This is a genomic window from Paralcaligenes ginsengisoli (assembly GCF_054781135.1).
Genome location: NZ_BAAGUZ010000039.1, coordinates 67,018 through 87,545, shown reverse-complemented (window position 1 = coordinate 87,545; position 20,528 = coordinate 67,018). Strand labels below are relative to the sequence as shown.

Below are 20,528 nucleotides of genomic sequence, written 5' to 3'. Positions count from 1 at the left end.
CCTCGAATACATTGATACTCAAGCGATAGCTTATTACCCCACACACCCAACCAGCTTGCTGCCAGCATATCAGTTGATATACGCTGATGCACCTATTTGGTTTACCAGAAAGTAACGAAAAAATTTAATAAGCCTGCTGATGATTCTTGTTCTTGAAAAAAAAGAGCAATTTATTGCTTGTAGAGTGCCACTAGGGGCGCAAAGAGTATGACAAAGGTCATTACAATTGTTGGCGCGCGCCCGCAGTTCATCAAAGCTGCCGCAGTTTCTCGGGCCATCAGGGAAAGCCAAGAAGGGGTACAAAAAGAAGCTTATTTTTTTGGAGTCCCCTGCCTGACGACTCGTGACGAGACTGAATGGATTGAAACAGTCGACTCTGGCTGGAATCAATTAGTAGGTGCCGATACTCACCGCATAACACTCGCCTACACTCAAATCCAGCGACCGACATCCTATCAACCGCTCTATGGCGACGGCAAGGCCGCCGAGCACATTGTTCAACTACTTCTGGAGCCCTGCTCGTGATTCTCATTTTGCTGCCTGCTTACAACGAAGAAGCGTCGTTGCCGCTACTCATGCCAAAAATCAAAAACATAATGGAAGCTTTTGGAGAAGACTATCGCGTTCTGGTTTGCAATGACGGTAGTGAGGACAGCACTCAGGTGCAACTCGATCAATTGACAAAAACCATGCCGCTTGATGTTATTGAGCACAAGATTAATCGTGGGCTTGGTGAGACCTCTCGCGATCTTTTTGAACGAGCAGCTGAATTAGTTACCAATGACGATGTAATCATTCGTCTTGATTGCGATGACACCCATGAGCCGGAGTTCATTCCTCGCTTGATCAAAAAACTTCGCGAAGGTTACGACGTAGTTATCGCCTCTCGTTTTGCCCCAGGGGGCGGGCAACTCGGCGTGAGCGGCTACCGCGCCTTTATTAGTCGCGGCGCGAATTTATTCATGAAGGTGTTTTTCCCAATCTCGGGGCTGCAAGAGTATTCTTGCGGCTTTCGCGCCTACCGAGGCGAGAAGATCAAGGATGCGATCAGTTTCTATGGAAATAATTTCATTCAATTGAAAGGGCTTGGCTTCACTTGCACGCTAGAAAAACTGGTTAAGCTAAAACTCATAGGCGCCCGGTTTGGGGAAGAGCCGTTTGTATTAAGATACGACCAGAAGCAGAGTGCCAGCAAGATGGTAGGTAGTGTTACCACACTAGGCTATCTCGTTATGGCTATTCTTTATCATTGGCCTTGGGGCGGCTGGCGTACAGGCATACGTAAAAAGCATATTAGATGGGACAGAAGCAATGGTTGACGTAGGCGACGTCCGCAAATTCTGGAATGAAAACCCATTGTGGTTTGGCGAGTCCCGATACGAATCAGGCAGTGAATTGTTTTTTGAAGAACATCGTGCCACCTATATTCGAGACTGCTTTGGGGGAAGTTTCGATTTAAGATTTCTTCCCCCTGCCCGCAAGCATGGGCAAGCAATGAAAATCCTTGACCTAGGCTGCGGTGTCGGGTTTTGGACTACCGAATTTGCCATGCGCGGTTTGAATAATCTTGTCGCTGCCGATTTGACACCAAGAGCTTTGGAAGTTACGCGACAACGCCTCGAAATTTATGGAGCAACGGCCGAGCTTAAAGAAGAAAATGCGGAGGCTCTTTCTTTTTCTGATAGCACTTTTGACCATGTGAATTGCCAAGGAGTAATTCATCACACGCCGGACACTTCTAAAACAGTAGCCGAAATCTCGCGTGTACTCAAACCTGGCGGCACCGCCAGCATTTCCGTTTATTATCGGAATATGGCCCTTCGCCTGTGGCCTTGGTTACGCTGGGCTGGGTACCCTCTTTCATGGTTAGGAGGCGGCCTGAAAGGGCGAGGGCGTGAGCAAATATTTTTAGAGTCCAATGTAGATGAAATTGTTCGACTTTATGACGGCTTGGACAATCCAATAGGTAAAAGTTACTCACAAAAAGAGTTCCAAATGTTACTTTCCCCGTATTTCGAAATCGATGAAATCTATTTTCACTTTTTCCCTGCCCGAGCACTGCCGCTCGCGGTTCCCAGAAAATTACATCGTTGGCTGGATAACCATCTCCCATTCATGATATACGCCAATATCCATAAACCATGTGTGGCATAGCCGGCATTCTGAGTAGCGGCCGTCCACTGGACGACCGTTTGCCAATTGTTGAGACAATGCTGGCAAGAATTGCTCACAGGGGGCCTGACGGCAATGGGCTTGTTCATTGCACAAATAGTGCATTGCTTGGCCACCTCCGTCTCGCCATTATCGATGTGGAGCACGGTCGCCAACCTATGTGCTCTGCTGATGGTCGTTATACCCTCGTCTATAACGGCGAAATCTATAATTACCTCGAACTGCGTCAAACGCTGATACAGCAAGGATGCCACTTCGATACTTTTTCTGACACCGAAGTATTGCTTCAACTTTTAATCCGGGAAGGTGCTGATGCAATTCGACGCTTAAACGGTATGTTTGCTTTTGTTTTGCACGACAAAAAGCAAAACACCTGGCTTGCTGCACGCGACCCATTTGGGATAAAGCCATTTTATTTCGCTTTGTTGCCCGACGAGTTGGTTTTTGCATCCGAAATCAAAGCACTGCTAGCCCATCCAGACATACTGGCGCGCCGCAATAACACCGCCCTGCAACAATATCTGACATTTCAATTCTGTCTTGAAGACCGAACGCTCTTCGATGGTGTTCGCAAACTCAAGGCAGGCAATTACATGCGCGGCTCAGGAGCTCGAATTCTTGAGGAGCAGTGCTATTGGGATACGAACTACCAAATCGACCACTATCACACTGAAGAGTACTTTGTAGACCGCCTTCGGGCGTTGCTTGAAGATAGTATTCGCTTGCAAGTTCGCTCCGATGTTCCTCTGGGAGGTTACCTTTCCGGCGGGCTCGACTCGAGCCTTGTTTGCGCCCTCGCTGCACAGCATCTCGAAACCCCCCTACCAATGTTTCACGGCCGCTTTACCGAAGGGCCGCAGTACGATGAGTCCGCTTATGCAAAAGCACAAGCTCAGGCTTGTTCAGGCCGCTACTTTGAAGTTGTACCAACCCCCAACGATTTCGTTTCTTGCCTGCCTGACCTGATCTACGCACTTGATGAGCCCCTAGCCGGGCCAGGACTCTTCCCACAATACTGCGTAAGCCGGCTCGCCCGACAGCAGGTCAAAGTTGTGCTGGGAGGACAAGGTGGTGACGAAATTTTTGGCGGTTATGCGCGATACCTTGTAGGCTATCTAGAACAAGCCCTTAAGGGTGCTATCTTCGAAACACAGGAGGAAGGCAAGCACCTCGTTTCCCTAGAATCGATCATCCCCCAACTCCCCCTACTCAAGCAATATCATCCATTGCTCGCGCAATTTTGGGGCAGTGGGTTATTCGAGTCCATGGACGCTCGATATTTCCGACTCATTGATCGTAGTCAGGATTTGGCGCAGATTCTATCACCTGATGTCTATGCCTCCTTCGATAAAAACCAACTTTTTGCTGACTTCCAGAAAATTTTCAATCATCCGGACACTCATTCCTACATTAACAAAATGACCCATTTTGATCTCAAGACCCAGCTACCAGCGCTGCTGCAAATAGAAGATCGAGTCAGCATGGCGTTTTCCCTTGAGTCCCGAGTCCCTCTGCTGGATACGCGGATCGTCGATCTGGTTACCACAATGCCTCCTCCCATAAAATTCCAGGCGGGTCGCACTAAACATATTCTCAAGAAGGCCATTCGCACCTTGTTGCCACCAACAGTTCTTAACCGAAAGGACAAAATGGGATTCCCGGTCCCGTTAAAAGAGTGGATGCAAGCAGGGCCGGTGCGAGAATTTGTAGGCGACGTCTTGCTGAGCCAATCCAGCAAAGAGCGTGGCATTTTTCGACCGGAAATGCTGGACAGCATGCTTTCCAAACACGGCGTCGGAGGGCGCCAGCTATGGGGTGCCTTATGTTTGGAGCTTTGGCATCAGAGGTTTATCGATGCCTAATAACTTTCTTCGCCCAATTGCCCGCGAAGAACTCAAAATACATGTCCTTAATGCATTGCAATGTTATTGGCCCTGCGGTAGAAATCGGATCGCAGCCCTGTCAGTCAAAGAGTTTACATTTCCCAACATCGCCGGCCCTTTACGAATTTCTTTGGTTCCTTTGCCACACTGGGCCGCTGATTGCGGAGTCAATGGCAAGATTGGTGTCCCACGCGAAGCATGCCTCAATCCCGATACCCCATCAATGGAAAACGTTGATTGGTGGCTGGCAGCCTTCCTTATGCTCGAATGCTGGCACGAGCGAGCCTGGGAATGCCATCACGGAATAATTCATTCCTACAGCCTCCATTTGCATGGCTGGGACGCATATGCTTGGAAACATGCTTGGGTAAATCGTATTGCTCTCTTTTTCAGAGCGTGGGCTGCACAGCAGGATCAAATCTCGCAGGAAACATTGTTTGGGCCCAAACCCAGAGCCCAATTACTCATGACCCACGATGTGGATGCAGTTGCAAAGACGCTACCCATTCGCCTCAAACAAGGCGCTTTCAACTTGCTCAATGCAGGCCGAGCCATAACTGCTGGTAACGTTCGCCGCTCAATTTCCTGCCTGAAACAAGCAAAGAGATTTCTGATTGGAAGCGAAGACTGGTGGTTGCTCGACAAACTTGTCGAGCAAGAAGCTGCAACCGGCATTCGCAGCCATTTCAATTTTTTTGCCGATCAGCGCCACAAGACGTTTACACGCTGGCTGTTCGATCCCGGCTATACGCTGTCTGATACCCGTCTGTCAGATTTCATGAGGACGATTCAAAAAAAAGGTTGGACGATTGGTTTGCATCCTAGTTTTGATGCTTGGCAAAGTCCGGCTTTGATTCAAGATCAAAAGGAGCATCTAGAGAAAACCTCAGGAGCCGATGTAAAAACATGCCGCCAACACTGGCTGCGCTTCTCATGGGATCGTACTTGGTTAGCCCAACAAAAAGCGGGTATCAAATTGGACACAACACTTATGTTCAATGATCGCCCGGGTTTTCGCACGGGGGCCGCGTTACAATGGCACCCATGGAATTCTCGGGTGCACTCCCACTATGCATTGGAAGCGCTGCCGACCGTATTAATGGATTCTCATTTTTACGATTATCAACCAGTGGGGAGCCAGGATTGTCAAATATCCATGGCCCATTGGCTTGATGAAGTTACCACGGTTGGGGGGCAAGCCGCGGTACTTTGGCACCCACACACCCTGACACAGGATTATGGATGGCAAGAAGGGTTTAATGACCTTTTGACAAGCATGAAACGGATAAAATCTTGAGAACTTGGCTAGCAAGAAACCTACTCCCTGCCCGAATTTCCGCCATGCTGTGGGGCGACCGCGATAAATGGGGCTTAAAAATAAACGAACAGGATTCCTGCTGGAAGGAATGGCAGACGACCTATCTCGAGTTTTATGCAGCAAACCAGCGAGAAGGCATCGGCATGAAGGTCAATGATGCAGGCTATGAAGTGATGCGCCAAGTCGACCTTATTGGCAAGACAGTTCTCGAAATAGGCCCCGGCGATATTCGCCATATAGCATTTTGGCGGGAGCGCCCCGCCCAGTACATCTTGGCAGACGTCCAGCAAGCCATGCTTCGCAAGGCGGAAGCCAAGCTTGCGGATGCTGGCGTGCCGACTCGCTCTCTGCATATACGTCGAGGCGAAGGACTTCCCTTGGCGGATGCCTCGGTTGATGTCATTATTTCGTTTTATTCACTTGAACATATCTACCCTCTTGCTCCCTACCTTCAAGAATTGAAGAGAATACTGAAGCCCGGCGGTGTTTTGGCGGGAGCTATTCCAACAGAAGGCGGGTTGGCATGGGGAAGTGGGCGACTCGTTACATCTAGGCGTTGGTTCAAAAAAAATACAAATATCGACCCCGATAAAATTATTTGCTGGGAGCATCCGAATTTTGGCGATCAGATTCTCACTGAGCTTGATCACGTATTTGACCGTCGGCATGCGGAATACTGGCCTTTATCCTGGTTGCCCAGCTTGGATCTCAACCTCGTTATCCGGTACGTTTATCAGAAATCGGACTGAACTATGGCTGAAAATCATTATCTTCAAGAAATCGAAAGCGTTCTACCGCGCTTGCTCGCCTTATTCGATACTGACCGGTCAAACAAAAGCTTCGGAATGGGTGATCGTTATTATTGGGCCTGGGGATTGATCGATTTTGGTAATGGTACTTTTCAAGGAGCGTCTCATGGCCTCGCCCGCCTCTGGCGCCATGGCATGTGGCCTTATCCTACCCCTCGGCAACAATTTCTAGAACGAATCGATTCCCTGTTTTCTGGCGCAAAAGCACTGACTCGGCGCGATGGTAGTCTTGAAGAAGCCTTTCCCAATGAGGGCTCTTACTGCGTCACCGCCTTGGTTGCTTTCGATCTCTTATGCACCATCGATTTGCTGAATAATGAGCTTGACGAGCCAACACGCTCGCGTTGGCTGGCAATTATCCACCCAATGATCGCGTATCTGGTCAAGTCGGACGAAACGCATGCGCTAATTTCCAATCATTTGGCCACAGCCGTGGCCGCACTGACACGCTGGCACAGTTTGAGCGGAGACGTTCAGGCAGAGGACAAAGCACATAAGTTGTTACAACGTATTCTCGACAACCAGTCTAACGAAGGCTGGCTCAAGGAATATGAAGGGGCAGATCCCGGTTACCAGTCACTTTGCATCTATTATCTTGCCGATGTTCATCAATGCAGGCCCGACTGGGGCTTACGTGAGCCGCTACGCCGATGCATCCAGTTTCTCTGGCACTTTGCACACCCAGATGGATCATTCGGCGGGCTATATGGGAGCCGCTGCACTCGGTTTTATTATCCGGCAGGGCTGGAAGCCCTATCAAATGAAATAACCGAGGCGGCGTCACTTGCCATTTTCATGCGCGAAAGCATACAGCGACATGCCGTTGTCACGCTCTCCACCATGGATGAGCCCAATCTGGTGCCAATGTTCAACGCTTGGTGCTGGGCCGCAACCCTGTATTCTCGACCAATCAATCAACAACTGCATCTGCCCTGCCAATCATCGATCGGGCGCGTCGATTTTACCGAAGCAGGATTGATCATTGATGGCGGGCCCAATCACTACACAATAATAAACACTCACAAAGGTGGCGTTGTTATCCATTTCCGGGATGGCAAGCTAATGCTGATCAACTCCGGGGTATTGGTAAAACACCCTAATGGCAAGCTTGGAAGCACGCAAACATTTACGCCCGAAAATGAAGTTACACCCGATGAAAATGGCCTTACCATCCGTGCCTCCCTATCGCCCATGCCTAAACAAATACCAACACCTAGGCAATTCTTGGCTTTGCGTATGCTCTGCCTCACCGTTTTTCACATCCCCGTTCTGCGGGAGCGGATCAAGCAACTACTTGTACATCTGCTAATAACCCGCCGCCCGCGCTGGCCTGCGACCAATATGCGTTGTATCCGTCTCGGTCCAGACATATCGATTAACGATGTTTTGAGTATGCCAAAAGGCTATAGCCAAATCATCGACCTCGGACCGTTCATTCCCATTCACATGGCCAGCCAAGGATACTGGCAGATTCAGGATGAAGGTACAGCACCATGATCCCCCGCTTCAAACCTTGGCTTGGTTGGTCGGAATTTTTCGCATTATTTCGTCTTAATAAAGGCGCAGTAACAAAATTTGAAAGTGAGTTTTCCAAAGCTTTCCAGGCCGTCGACGCAGTCGCCTTTCCTTATGGCCGTTCCGCACAATGGGCTTTCTTCAAAGCTCTCGGCATTGAAAACGCAGAAGTCATCATGCCGGCTTATACCTGCTCCGTCGTAGCTCACGCTGTAACATTAAGCGGCAACCACCCTCGCTTCGTTGACATTCAACTCGACGACTACAACATGGACTTGGACCTAATGTCGTCCGCCATAAACCAGAACACTCGTGCAATCATCGCCACTCACACCTTTGGCTATCCGCAAGACATCGATCGGATTGAAGATATCATCAAGGATGCCGAAGCGCGCTACGGACACAAGATCTGGCTAATGCAAGACTGCTGCCACGCCTTTGGAGCGAATTGGCGAGGCCGCATGATTGGCACATCAGGCGATGTGGCCGTCTATGCGTTCAATATTAGCAAGCTCATGACGTCCATATTTGGCGGCATGCTAACTTTTCAAGACAAGACATTGGCCAATCAGGTAAGGAACTGGCGCGATCAGCATTACAAACGGCCAACCTTATTCAAATCTCTGTTAAGACGGCTATATCTGTTAGCCGTGTATATTGCTTTCAATAACAAAATTTACGGTCTGACATGGTGGCTTCAAGAAAAAACGCCACTACTGAACCGACTTACAAAATCCTATCACTTGGACGATAAAATTCACTTTCCTCCTGACTATCTAGACAAAATGCTAGATGTAGAGGCGCAAGTAGGCTTGGCTCAACTTCGGAGATATCCTGCCATCATTGCTCGCCATCGCGCTAATGCAATATGGTTTGAAGAGCATATGGAAAAGCAAGCTGGGTGGGTGTTTCCGCCTATCATAAATGGAGCAACCTACTCGCACTACGTAGTTCGTGTGCCAGACCGTGCGGCAGTGGTCAACGATCTGGCAAAAAAAGGAGTGCACCTAGGAACGCTGATTCAATACAGCATTCCGCTTCTTCATGGGTATCAATCGAATTATTCCAATTGCCCTAACTCCAGCTTGTCAAGCCGAACGACAATTAACTTGCCGGTCTCAGTAAACATGAAACAATCCACCCGCAATATTTTCACCCATAGGCCCAACTAATGAGCACAATGCTCATTCTCGGAAGCGACAAAGTCGCCGGGTCGGTTTTTACCTTACCCGAGCTTTCAGCGACGAACCCTGTAATTGTCAGGGACGAATCTACCAATCTCCATAGAGTGGCAAGGCTTATGTGGAAAGGGAGGCTGAGCGCCCTCCTTTTGTTGAAAATGTTTTTTTGTGAATGCCAACGTAGTAATACTCGCAACGTGCCAGCCTCTGTTCAGAGAATAAAAAACAATAAAGATTTGCTGACCCTACTTAATAAGCATCAGCCTAATCGTGTCATTCTATTCAGGGCAGGCCTTGTAATCAATAAAGAAGTGATTTCGTATGAAATTCCACTCTTGAATATTCACTGCGCAAAAATCCCCGAATTCGGAGGCTTAGGCTCAATAGCTCGGGCATTAAGAAATGGAGTGATGGATCAGAGCGCTACGCTGCACCAGGTAACCACTACGATTGACTCAGGCACAGTGTTTGACACAGAACCTTTTACACTCGACCCCAACCTATCGTATTGCGCAAATGAACGTATTGCTTACAACGCAGGCCTAAGGCTCCTTCAACGAACCTTGCGGTCGGATATTGGGATGAAGAAATAGTGTTCCGCGTCAAGCATTTATTGAACGCTTCATGGCTAAAAGCCAGCTTAGTAGTGTTGATCGCCGGCGCCATACTGCTCTCTGGCGCGGTCGAGCCTGCGCTGAGAATCCTGGATCTACGGCATTCCCTGGCGATATTGGCGGTTCAGCCAGTGGTCTTGATTAGTCTCATTTTGCAGGGCATCCGCCACACCGTACTAATCGACACGCCAGGCTTATCTTATTTCACCGTGACAAAAGCGGTCACCTTGTCACAGGGATTGAATCTTCTGTTGCCTGCCAGGTTGTCTGAAATACTTAAAGCAACCTACTTACGAAATCGGGCCAATGTTCCCATGAGCATTGGGGTATCAGCCGTTCTTCTAGAACGTACTGTTGATTTAATCATCCTCACGCTTCTTGGGGTACTGTGCCTGCTTTTCTTTTTCGCGATGGTCAGTAAAACTGCAGTTTTTCTATTTGCCGTATTGACAATAACTATTATCGGCGTGGCTTTATGGGGCCGTAGAGGCATTCTGTCTTTGGCTCAAGCCTTGCCCTGGCCTAGGGTTGGTAATCTGATTGAAAGAACCCACTCGCATTTTGCCTCAACACTGACTGACCGGGCTTTCGCGCACGGCTTATGGCTTGGTTTATTGGTTTGGGGGCTGTCCTTCTTGAATATCCACCTGATACTGGATTTGGCTGGGAGTGTGGAAGTAGGTATATATGGAGCGCTACTGGTGTTCGTCTGTACAACTATCGGTGGAGCTGTGCCTGCATTGCCTGGCGGCTTAGGCACATACGAAGCTGCAGCCGTTTTTGCTCTGACATCGCTAGGCTATACCTTTGCCGACGCTCTGGCCTTGGCCGTTACTATCCATGTAGCGCAGTTGGTTCTTCCCATAATATTAGCATTGATAATCATGCTGACAGAGCGAATCGGATTGTGGGCATTAGTCGCAGAGCTGCGTGCCACCGCGCGGCAAGCCCAATAAACATTTTGACGCAAAGATACTGAAAATACCCATGCTCAGACCAAAAATACAGCTCACTCTGGAACAAGTACTCCCTGTGTTTGTGCTCGGGGCGATCTGTCTCCGGATTTGGTTGCTCAAACTTCCCGACATCAATTGGAGCATCGCTTTATCAGGCTGGTCCGCAATGGATTGGGTGGCGCATCTGACTCACCCGGCAAATTTTATTCGCGACTTTCCAAGTGGCGTCGAACTCTACGACAAATCGTCTTTCATGCAGATCTACCCGCTGGCTCAACAGTGGCTCGGCATATCCCCAGAAAGCTTGATCCCGGTAGTGATTTTGTTTGAGATTGTGTTTCTTGCTATATGCGCGGTATATTTTTGTCAAACCATCGCTTCCAACACCTCATTGATTGCCCCGTGCCTGTTCGCGATATTAGTGATTGGAAGCCCTGCGCGAGATATGGATTTGTCCAATTTTGGCGCTCCTTTTTTTTGGGGCCTGTTCTACAACGTAGCAGACGGATTAAGGTTGCTCGGTATCGCTTTCGTCTTGCGAGGGCGAATTCAAACAGCCGCATTATTGTTTGCGGCCAGTCTGACCGTTCACCCAATAATGGCCCTAATGGGTTGCGCGTTTGCGCTTGGTTGCTTGTTGGTTGAGCGGCCTCTTCCAGAACCACGCAGATTGACCGCGGCCATCGCCATGTTTGGAGCAGTTTCGTTGGCATGGTGGATCTTGAAGTTCAGAGGCACAGATGTGTCTTCCGGCGCAATCGATCCCCAAGTCTGGGTAGATATGGCTCGAGCATTCAGTTTCCATTTCTTTCCTATAGATTATGGAACATTGACTACTCAGCATGATCAACGAATCCTACCGTTGCTATGTCTACTTGCTATTGCCACCTACTATCTACCAAGTATTTGCAAGGATGATCGTCGTTGCCTGTCAATTCTAGCCGGACTTCTCCTACTGAGTGTACTTGTAGGAGCTGGCCTTCTGATCTCGGTGTACGTACCTATTCCGGCGCTGATAAAACTGGCGCTCCCACGGGCAAGTGCTGTGATGATACTCATTGCCCTTGCAATTGCAGTATGTGGGCTAGTAAACGAGATCTTTTCGACTTCCCCTCTTCGTCGAGCACTGGCCTGTGCCGTGCTTCTCTCTCCTTTTTTTGTAAAGCCGGGGTTTCCGGTACTCCCGACTCTATTGCTGATTCTTCCTGGCACACTCACTCGCCTAAATGGCACATGGTCATGGCCAGTGCGTTTGACACCACTCACGCTAAGCATCGCCGTAATCTTGCTTGGCGGCGCATTTTGGATTGCTGGAATTATCCAACCCCAACACTATAGCGCTTATACGGGCAGTTTCCACTTTTGGTCCATGACTGCAGGAATAGGCGCTTTGAGCGTCCTGTGGTGGGCCTTTGGACTCATTAAAAAAACAAATCTTGCAGGTCGAAACCTGATATTAGTAGCAGTATTAGCAACTTCTGCATACTTTTCGTCTTTGTGGCAGCGAGAACAGTTACCAGCTGACTCATATCGGAAAAGGGGAGAAGACTATCTTGCAACGCAACTCTGGGCACGTGCACATACTCCGGCTACAGCCTTGTTCATGGTTGATCCCACAATCTATTATGGGTGGCGTGATTTTTCATCACGTAGTTCGTTTGGCAATCTTCGTGAATGGCTTCACACTAGCTGGCTTTACGACTCCCGCAAGGCAAACTATCTAGAAGGCAAAAAACGTTTTGACGAACTCGGGATAGACCTAGGCCCTTATCTGCATACTTATTCGCCGAACCAACTCGCAGGTTTCGATAAGCTTAATGGTGATGTGTTAAAGCGCTTTTATAATATGGACCCAGACTGGTTCACCAACATGTCAACCAAATACGGTATTGACTACCTAGTCCTGTCAAGGCAGGCAATACATAAGAAGTATCCGTTTCAGTCCGTGTTCGAAAACCATAGTTTTATAGTATATAAACTGGCGCGGGACGCAAGCGTCTCGAAATAAGACCCACACAAAACAACAGGTGAAACAAAAAGGGAGTTACAAGTGATATTTGATAAGCCCATGATTACTACCCGATCACGGTATTGATGGTACAAACACCACCCTGCAGGAAGCCTCCGTTATATATCGAGACTATTTAGCATCGCCAAGGCATAAGTCAGCTGTCAGGAAGAAGTAGAACTAATACGCGATTTTTTAAATCCAACCGAATTCGAAGCTCTAGTCCGGCAAATGCCTAAATGTGAATACCCAGGGGTATTGATCGCTATAGCTGATGAAACACACAAATTGAACGGATAATTGCGACTACACATTCTCAGTAAGATCAAACTGAAGAACAGTTAATGTAATACTTTAACCATCCTTATTTATACGAATAGTTCTATTTTGTTAGATACCGAGGCGCTCCCGCCTATAACTGCCATCTTGCACGCGGCGGCACCATTCCAGGTTATTCAAATACCACTCAACGGTTTTACGAATACCGCTTTCAAAAGTCTCTTGCGGTTCCCAGCCCAGTTCTTGCTGGATTTTCCTGGCGTCGATCGCATAACGCAGATCGTGGCCGGGGCGGTCTTTCACATGCGTAATCAAGTCGCTGTAGCGCGCCACGCCGGCGGGCTTGTTGGGGGCCAATACCTCCAGCAATTCGCATAAAGTGCGCACGACATCCATGTTCTGTTTCTCGTTATGGCCGCCGATATTATAGGTTTCGCCGATCTTCCCTTCTGAAATCACCGCGTACAGGGCCCGCGCATGGTCTTCCACATACAGCCAGTCGCGCACCTGCTCGCCCTGGCCATACACCGGCAATGGCTTTCCCTCCAGGGCATTGAGAATCATCAAGGGTATGAGTTTTTCAGGAAAATGATAGGGTCCGTAATTGTTGGAGCAATTGGTAATTAAAATCGGCAAGCCATAAGTGCGCTGCCAGGCGCGCACCAGATGGTCGGAACTGGCCTTGCTGGCGGAATACGGGGAACTGGGCGAATAAGCGCTTGTTTCGGTAAAAAGCGAGCCTGTGCCTTCCAGGTCGCCGAACACCTCATCCGTGGAAATATGGTGGAAACGAAACGCGGCTTTACGCGGCCCGTCCATTGCCTGCCAGTATGCACGCGCCGCTTCCAGCAAAGTGTAGGTACCCACGATATTGGTTTGGATAAAAGCCGCCGGGCCGTCGATGGATCGATCCACATGGGATTCAGCCGCCAGGTGCATCACCGCATCGGGCTGGTGCTGGCCGAATACCCGTTCAAGCCCGGCCCGGTCGCAGATATCGACCTGCTCAAAAACGTAGCGCCCGCTATCCGCCACGCCCGCCAGTGACTCCAGGTTGCCGGCGTAGGTGAGCTTGTCGAGATTGACGGCCGAATCCGCGGTATTGCCGATAATATGGCGTATAAGCGCCGAACCGATAAAGCCGGCGCCGCCGGTGACGAGAATTTTCATTTATGCGATCGGTATCCGTAAGTGTTAAGCAGATAATCCCTGACTGCCCAATATTTCTCGATTATGGCCGAAAAGGGATTAGGCAAGCGCCGGAAGAACATGGCGAATTATAGGCATTACAATCGTTTCATTATAAAAATACACGAATGGGAATACGTACTTGACGATAGCTCCTTCCTCTATGCGCCCCCTGACCCAGCTACCTGAATGGGCCGCGTTTTTGGCTGCCGCGAACGCGGCATCGGTTCATGCTGGCGATTTGCGCCTGATTTCCGCGGCGGGCATTTCATTGGATCTTAGCGGACAAGGCAGCTCTCCCACGCTTTCCGCCAGCACCGCCGCACTGCTTCGCGCGCGGGATTTCGAGGCGCTTCGCAGCCGGCTTTTGTCGGGCCAAATCGCCAACACCACCGAAAATCGCGCCGCCTGGCATACGGCTTTACGCGCCCCGGCACCCGTGGCCGAGGTCGCCGCAGAGCGGCAGCGCATGAATGAATTCATCCGTCTGGCCGATTCGGAACGCCGCTGGCGCAATATCGTGCATATAGGCATAGGCGGCAGCGATTGGGGAGTGCGCCTGGCAGTCAGCGCTTTCGGCTACGCGGGCACGTGGCGCAATGTGCGTTTTGTGGCCAATATCGACGGCCATGCCATTGCTGGCGGCCTGGCCGGGCTGGATCCGCGCGATACGCTGATTGTGCTGGCGTCCAAGTCCTTTACCACCGCCGAAACCTTGCAGAACGGCCAACGAGCCCTGGAATGGTTAAGTGGCGCCGGCATCGAAGACCCTTATAAGCAGGTGGTGGCCATTACCGCAAGGCCGGAAGTAGCCCAGGCCTGGGGCGTGCCCGAAGCGCACATCTTTAAACTGTGGGACTGGGTTGGTGGGCGCTTTTCCGTGTGGTCCTCGGTTAGTTTGAGCACCGCATTGGCGGTGGGGTCGGATGTAGTGGCGGGCATGCTGGCCGGCGCGGCCGCCATGGACACGCATTTTGCCCAAGCCCCCGTAGCTGAAAACGCGCCCATCCAGATGGCGGTGGCGGGAATTATCAACCGCAGCGTGCTGGGTTATGGGTCATTGAACATTGCCCCGTACGATTTCCGTCTGGCCAGTCTGGTGCCGTACATCCAGCAACTGGAAATGGAATCTCTGGGTAAATCGACGGGCTTGGGCGGCGATCCGGTGGGCGTACCGACCGGGCCGGCGGTATGGGGCATGCCAGGCACCGATGCGCAACATACATTCTTTCAATGGTTGCATCAGGGCAGCGATGGCGCGCCGGTGGACTTCATTGTTTGCCAGGCGGCCGACCATGGCTGGGCAGAACACCATAAAAGCCTGCTGGCCAATTGCCTGGCGCAGCGCGAGGCGCTGCTCAAGGGCAAGACCTACGAAGCCGCGCTGGCCGAGTGCCTGGCCGAAGGCATGCCGCAGGAAAAGGCGGCATGGCTGGCCCGGCATCGCGTGCACCCGGGCGGCCGACCTTCCAGCCTGATTGTCTTGCCCAGACTAAGCCCCTATGCGCTGGGTGCCCTGCTGGCGCTGTACGAGCACAAGGTGTTTGTACAAGGCGCGATCTGGGGCATCAATCCGTTTGATCAATGGGGCGTGGAGTACGGCAAGGTGCTGGCCAAGGGGATTATGGCGGAGTTGTCCGGTAAACAGGGCCCTGGCGGGCACGATGCCTCGACGGCGCATTGGGTGCAGGAATTTGCCCATTCGTTGAAAAAGTAGACTAACCCCGAAGCAATGCGGCGGCGATGGTTCGCAGGTGTGTATCCAGGCCGGCCGAGGGGCCAATTCCCAGCTTTTGAATCTTGCGGTTGTCCAGCACCGAATACCTGGGCCGCACGGCAACGGCCGGGTATAGCTCGGACGACACTGGCTTGGGCCAGGGGTTTCCACCGATTGTTCCTTGCGCTTGCTTCGCGGCCTCTGCGGGATTCGGCTGTGATGGGCTTGCGCCCTGGTTCTGAACAAACATCGCCGCTTCAACCACCCTGACGGCAAACGCATGCCAGCTAAGGGCCTCCGTACCGCTGTAGTGATACAAACCGCCCGCCACGTTAGACATACTCGCGATTTGAATGATGGCATCGGCCAGGTCGCCGGCATAGGTAGGAGCGCCGACCTGATCATTCACCACAGTTGGCGCCTGCCCGCGCAACAGGCGCTGAATGATGGTTTTAACAAAATTATTCCCGTACTCACTGTAGAGCCACGCGGTGCGCAAGACGATAGCCCTGGGTTCGGCTTCCGGCCTCGACGGATCCCGCAACACGGCATTCTCGCCAGCCAGTTTGCTGCGTCCGTACACATTGAGCGGAATGGCAAGATCCGCTTCAACATATGGCCGTGCGGCATGGCCATCGAATACGTAGTCGGTTGACAGATGAATCAAGCGGGCGCCGACCGCCCGAGCGGCCTGCGCAATGTGGCGGGGCCCCTCTTCGTTGGCGGCATAGGCCATCGCCGGCTCGCGTTCGGCCTGGTCGACCCGGGTATAGGCGGCGGCATTAATAATGAGTTCCGGCCGGAATTGCCGCATGCACTGGCTGACCGCGTGGCTGTCGGTAATGTCCAGGGCCCGGTGGTCCAGCGCCAGCAACTGCCAATCGGCCGGGCAGCGGTCCTGCAGGCAACGCCCTAATTGCCCGCCGGCGCCGGTCAGCAGCGCTTTCATGGGGATTGAACAACGCGAGGCAAGCGCCCCAAAGCCTGCAGCTCGGCCAGCGTCAGGCCCGCACGGTCCTTGCTCGACAGCACGGGGCTGCCAATCGGCCAGGCAATGGCCAGATCGGGATCGTCCCAGCGCAAGCACACTTCGTCCTGGGATCGATAGTAGTCCGTGCACTGATACGTGACATCGGCCGATTCGGACAGCACCACAAAACCATGCGCGAAGCCTGGCGGAATCCATAGCTGCTCGTGATTCCGATCCGACAGCACAGCGCCTTCCCACTGGGCATAGGTCGCTGACTCGGTACGCAAATCCACAACCACATCGAAGATTTCCCCATGGGCGACACGCAGCAATTTGCCTTGCGGATGCTGTGCCTGAAAATGCAGGCCGCGCAGCACGCTGTGCCTGGAATGCGAGCAATTGTCCTGAACGAACGGCTGCGCCAAGCCCAGCATCTGTCGATACCGCCGCGCCTGGAAGGTTTCCAGAAAATAGCCTCGTTCGTCTTCGTGAACCGCGGGCTGAATCCGCTTGACGCCGGATAGGCGCGTATCGAAGATTTTCATGCGGGATGCCTGACAGGTTGGCAGGGCATTGTGCAAATATTCATAAAAGAAATTTTACAGGGAATGCGGATGCGCGCTGTCGCCTCGCCGAGGGCGACCTTACTAAATAATGGGCACGGCCAAGGCATGGAAACATGGGTGCCCAGCCAATTGGTGTAGGAACGGCCCTTGTAACCACCCTCGCCCCCAAGTAAATCGAATTTCAATAAAACATGTGTGGTATCATAGACTTGCTACACCATACCTGCATTCGGCAGAAAACAGCCATATCACACTGCCTTCAACAGGCAGGTCCCACGCAAGCTCCATTGGCTCTGCTTGATTCAAGTCCATTTTTTACACGCAATTTCCGCCACTAAGCAGCATGGCGCGCTTTGTCCGGCCACGCATGCCGACTGGACTTTTTCTTATTCACGTTTCCGCATCGGAAACGCAGCACCAAGTCGCCACAGTGGCGCCGCGCATCACGTCTTCATCCTCTAGCCGCGAGAAACGCTAGCTTCAGGCGGCGGCCGCATGCCGCGTGCGGGTTGAATACAGGATGGGTTCGTGCGCGTTTGGACGCATCGGCTGGCTGGATGGCACGCATCGCGAGTCCGCCAAGCCCGCGTTTATTGAATACTACACAGGAGATTTACCTTTATGGCTAAAGAAGAACTGATTGAAATGGGCGGCCTGGTGACCGAAGTGCTGCCCGACTCACGTTTTCGCGTAACGCTGGACAACGGACACCTGGTCATCGCCTACACCGGCGGCAAAATGCGCAAGCACCATATCCGCATTCTGGCGGGCGATAAAGTATCGCTGGAAATGTCGCCGTACGACCTGAGCAAGGGTCGCATTACTTTCCGCCACATAGCAGGCCGCCCGGCGCCAACGCCGTCGACCCAGCGCCGCCGCTGATCGGTTTGCCGGCGTGGGCTTTGTGCCCACCCGATCAATGCTCCTAAGTTTCGGCTAAGTTTGCGGGCCTATATTCCCGCTACGGTGCCGTGCTCGATTGTAAATCCCTGCTGTCAGCGGCCCCTTACCGGGACTGCCCGTCATGCATGATGACAATGCTGAACACGCCATCACCCCCAAGCCAGAGTCCGCCGCGACGAAAATTCCACCGCTCATAGGAATGGCGCCCTTGATACGCCGCGCGTTCAACGGCGAAAACCTGGTGCCGATGGCGCAGAAGCTGTTGGCACGCGCCCAGGAAAACCCGCTCGATGCCCATGCCTGCCTGGATCTTTCAGCGGTTCTGTTGATCACCGGGCACAGGAAGGATGCGCTGGCGATTCAGGCTGAAGCGCTCGCCATGCAGTCGCGCTATTTCTTGCCTGCCCGACACGCCAAGCCCGGCCTGCGCCTGCTGGTTCTCATGGGGCCTGGCGACTTCATGGCGAACACGCCGGTTGAGTTCCTGGTTGAAGACTCGGATGTATCGCTGGAATTGCTTTATCTTAGCGACAAAGCCGAGTTGCCGGCGAGCTTGCCCGACCATGACGTGCTGATGGTGGCGATGGCCGAATCCGATGCCAACCTGCCCTTGCTCAAGCGCCTGGAACAATACCTGGGCGATTGGCCGAATCCCGTCATCAATCGCCCTGAACATATCGTCAAGCTCTCTCGCAACGGCGTCTACGCTGCGCTGCAAGGCTTGCCGGGCGTCGAGATTCCCGCTTCGGTGCGTATCGACAGATCGGTTTTGCAGGCGCTAAGCAATGGCGAGACGGCCATCACGGATATTCTTCCGGACGGCAATTTTCCGATTATCGTGCGCCCGCTCGGATCGCATGCGGGAAATGATCTGGAAAAACTCGAGCGCGCGGAAGATTTTGCCGCATACCTGCACGCGGTGGGAGACGAGTATTTTTACGTGTCCCGCTTCGTCGACTACCGCGGCGCCGACGGCCTGTTCCGCAAGTACCGCATTGCCATGATTGACGGGCAGCCTTTTGTCTGCCATTTTGCCGTCTCCGAACACTGGATGATTCACTACCTGAACGCGGGAATGGTCGAAAGCGCCGAGAAACGGATGGAGGAAGCGGCCTGCATGGCTACCTTCGACGACGATTTCGCGGTGCGCCACGCGGCGGCCCTGCAGGCCATCGACCAACGCATCGGCCTGCCCTATATGGGCATGGATTGCGCGGAAACCGCGTCGGGCGAGCTGCTGATTTTCGAAGTGGACAATTCCATGATTGTCCACGCCATGGATCCCGAAGATTTGTTTCCCTATAAAGCCCCTGCCATGCGCAAAGTGTTTGCCGCATTTCGTGAAATGCTGGAAAAAGCACGCGTGGGAACAAAGTCGTGATGACGGGCGAATCGGAGTAACGGGTGGCCACGAGGGCCGCCCCTACGGAACGGGGTGGGTCGGCGGGTTCGCGGCCCTCTACGCAAGAACGTTGTCGCAGATACGGTTAAGCATCTGGTTAAGAACGTGCTGCTCCTCGGGGCTGAAACCGGCAATGGCACGGGTATGCAACTCCCAGGCAACAGGCAGGATTTTCGTGAATTGCTTTTCACCGGCCGGGCACAGCTTGATGACAACGACGCGCTGATCCATAGGGTCGGAATCACGGGCGATATAGCCGGCCTTTTCCATGACGGTCAGCGCGCGCGACAAAGTCGCCTGGTCGGTGCCGGTAACATTGGCCAGGGCGCTGACGCCCAGGCCGTCGGCATCGCGCAGGAAGGCCAGCACGCGCCAGTGTATTAGGGTGAGGCCTTGCTCGCGCAGCACCATTTGAAAGTCGGCGTTCACCGCCGACGTGGTTCGATTCAGGACATACGGTAAAAAAGTACTGTGGCCCCGGTAGGCCGACGACCCCGAATCGGGGTTTTCTTGTTCTTGGGTTTTGCTCTTCATTTATGGATTGTTTATGGATTGCTGGTTAATTTTTTGATGGTATTGACGGCCTATCGTGCGCTCGCATTTCGTCGCGAGCGATGATCCCCACTTTATTGCACGATTATTTATTGAATTCCGATTATGTTGATTGTTAGATGCAGAATATCGACATATCGTTCCCATGACAGGCCCGATCGGCGTTTTGTTCGCTGTACTGCTTGTTTTTTGTTCAATGGCCTGACAGGTTCCAGTTCACTCATATTTATGCATTTGCATACACTTATTTAAAGTTAAACAAAATCCAAATAAGCGGCAAGTGACAAATAATCAGGAAATACCCTAGCCCCCGGGCGAACGACTGTTTTCGCAAGAGTGAACCTTGCTGCGGGCAATACATAAACGCAACGGAATAAAGGACTCATGCCACGCAAAGGCATGTGCATTGGCAAGGCATAGCGGGGGCCTGATCCATTTTATTGCCGAGCATGATTTATATCCTATATATTAGGATATAAATACTATAATTTGATT

The 20,528-nt window shown here is 52.0% G+C and carries 18 protein-coding genes; 14 read left to right on the top strand and 4 right to left on the bottom strand.

Going from position 1 to position 20,528, the window contains the following annotated elements:
- Positions 1-207 precede the first annotated feature (207 nt).
- From ACYVIS_RS18600 to ACYVIS_RS18550, 11 genes are read left to right on the top strand one after another with little or no spacing between them, the layout of a single operon-like run.
- Positions 208-525 (top strand): UDP-N-acetylglucosamine 2-epimerase, encoded by a 318-nt coding sequence (locus ACYVIS_RS18600; protein ID WP_460874707.1) that lies wholly within the window; start codon positions 208-210, stop codon positions 523-525.
- Entirely contained in the window at positions 522-1,319 is a 798-nt protein-coding gene (locus ACYVIS_RS18595; RefSeq protein ID WP_460874706.1) for a glycosyltransferase family 2 protein, read from the top strand. The genes ACYVIS_RS18600 and ACYVIS_RS18595 overlap by 4 nt, the downstream gene beginning before the upstream one ends.
- On the top strand, positions 1,312-2,154 hold the full coding sequence (locus tag ACYVIS_RS18590) for a class I SAM-dependent methyltransferase (protein WP_460874705.1): 843 nt from the start codon (positions 1,312-1,314) through the stop codon (positions 2,152-2,154). Before ACYVIS_RS18595 ends, ACYVIS_RS18590 begins: the two co-directional genes overlap by 8 nt.
- Positions 2,142-4,034 carry an asparagine synthase (glutamine-hydrolyzing) gene (gene asnB / locus ACYVIS_RS18585; RefSeq protein ID WP_460874704.1) on the top strand — a complete coding sequence of 631 codons (1,893 nt, stop codon included), beginning with the start codon at positions 2,142-2,144 and terminating at the stop codon, positions 4,032-4,034. The genes ACYVIS_RS18590 and asnB overlap by 13 nt, the downstream gene beginning before the upstream one ends.
- Positions 4,027-5,352 carry a polysaccharide deacetylase family protein gene (locus tag ACYVIS_RS18580; protein WP_460874703.1) on the top strand — a complete coding sequence of 442 codons (1,326 nt, stop codon included), beginning with the start codon at positions 4,027-4,029 and terminating at the stop codon, positions 5,350-5,352. Before asnB ends, ACYVIS_RS18580 begins: the two co-directional genes overlap by 8 nt.
- The gene (locus tag ACYVIS_RS18575; protein ID WP_460874702.1) at positions 5,349-6,122 is read left to right on the top strand and encodes a class I SAM-dependent methyltransferase; all 774 of its coding nucleotides are present in this window, start codon (positions 5,349-5,351) and stop codon (positions 6,120-6,122) included. Before ACYVIS_RS18580 ends, ACYVIS_RS18575 begins: the two co-directional genes overlap by 4 nt.
- Before the next feature lie 3 nt (positions 6,123-6,125).
- Positions 6,126-7,679, top strand: coding sequence for a hypothetical protein (locus ACYVIS_RS18570; RefSeq protein ID WP_460874701.1), 1,554 nt, complete (start codon positions 6,126-6,128; stop codon positions 7,677-7,679).
- A complete protein-coding gene (locus ACYVIS_RS18565) occupies positions 7,676-8,869 on the top strand; it encodes a DegT/DnrJ/EryC1/StrS family aminotransferase (RefSeq protein ID WP_460874699.1) in 1,194 nt (397 codons plus the stop codon). The genes ACYVIS_RS18570 and ACYVIS_RS18565 overlap by 4 nt, the downstream gene beginning before the upstream one ends.
- A complete protein-coding gene (locus tag ACYVIS_RS18560) occupies positions 8,869-9,471 on the top strand; it encodes a formyltransferase family protein (protein ID WP_460874697.1) in 603 nt (200 codons plus the stop codon). The genes ACYVIS_RS18565 and ACYVIS_RS18560 overlap by 1 nt, the downstream gene beginning before the upstream one ends.
- Positions 9,471-10,448, top strand: coding sequence for a lysylphosphatidylglycerol synthase transmembrane domain-containing protein (locus ACYVIS_RS18555; protein ID WP_460874696.1), 978 nt, complete (start codon positions 9,471-9,473; stop codon positions 10,446-10,448). The genes ACYVIS_RS18560 and ACYVIS_RS18555 overlap by 1 nt, the downstream gene beginning before the upstream one ends.
- A 31-nt stretch (positions 10,449-10,479) precedes the next feature.
- Positions 10,480-12,456, top strand: coding sequence for a hypothetical protein (locus ACYVIS_RS18550; protein WP_460874695.1), 1,977 nt, complete (start codon positions 10,480-10,482; stop codon positions 12,454-12,456).
- A gap of 390 nt (positions 12,457-12,846) precedes the next feature.
- On the opposite strand, the gene rfbB is transcribed toward ACYVIS_RS18550, so the two are convergent.
- Positions 12,847-13,905: a dTDP-glucose 4,6-dehydratase gene (rfbB, locus tag ACYVIS_RS18545; protein ID WP_460874693.1), complete on the bottom strand. Its 1,059-nt coding sequence runs from the start codon at positions 13,903-13,905 to the stop codon at positions 12,847-12,849.
- A gap of 181 nt (positions 13,906-14,086) precedes the next feature.
- Between rfbB and pgi the strand changes: the two genes are divergently transcribed.
- Entirely contained in the window at positions 14,087-15,640 is a 1,554-nt protein-coding gene (pgi, locus tag ACYVIS_RS18540; protein ID WP_460874719.1) for a glucose-6-phosphate isomerase, read from the top strand.
- Between the two features lies 1 nt (position 15,641).
- On the opposite strand, the gene rfbD is transcribed toward pgi, so the two are convergent.
- A complete protein-coding gene (gene rfbD, locus ACYVIS_RS18535) occupies positions 15,642-16,589 on the bottom strand; it encodes a dTDP-4-dehydrorhamnose reductase (RefSeq protein ID WP_460874692.1) in 948 nt (315 codons plus the stop codon).
- Complete coding sequence (gene rfbC, locus ACYVIS_RS18530) at positions 16,586-17,155, bottom strand: dTDP-4-dehydrorhamnose 3,5-epimerase (RefSeq protein WP_460874691.1); 570 nt, start codon at positions 17,153-17,155, stop codon at positions 16,586-16,588. Before rfbC ends, rfbD begins: the two co-directional genes overlap by 4 nt.
- Positions 17,156-17,797: 642 nt before the next feature.
- Between rfbC and infA the strand changes: the two genes are divergently transcribed.
- Together infA and ACYVIS_RS18520 are read left to right on the top strand one after the other, a co-directional pair.
- A complete protein-coding gene (gene infA, locus ACYVIS_RS18525; protein ID WP_232741623.1) occupies positions 17,798-18,058 on the top strand; it encodes a translation initiation factor IF-1 in 261 nt (86 codons plus the stop codon).
- A gap of 142 nt (positions 18,059-18,200) precedes the next feature.
- On the top strand, positions 18,201-19,460 hold the full coding sequence (locus ACYVIS_RS18520; RefSeq protein ID WP_460874690.1) for an ATP-grasp domain-containing protein: 1,260 nt from the start codon (positions 18,201-18,203) through the stop codon (positions 19,458-19,460).
- A gap of 78 nt (positions 19,461-19,538) precedes the next feature.
- Here the strand turns inward: ACYVIS_RS18520 and ACYVIS_RS18515 are convergent, their stop codons facing one another.
- On the bottom strand, positions 19,539-20,015 hold the full coding sequence (locus ACYVIS_RS18515) for a MarR family winged helix-turn-helix transcriptional regulator (RefSeq protein WP_460874689.1): 477 nt from the start codon (positions 20,013-20,015) through the stop codon (positions 19,539-19,541).
- Positions 20,016-20,528: the final 513 nt, after the last annotated feature.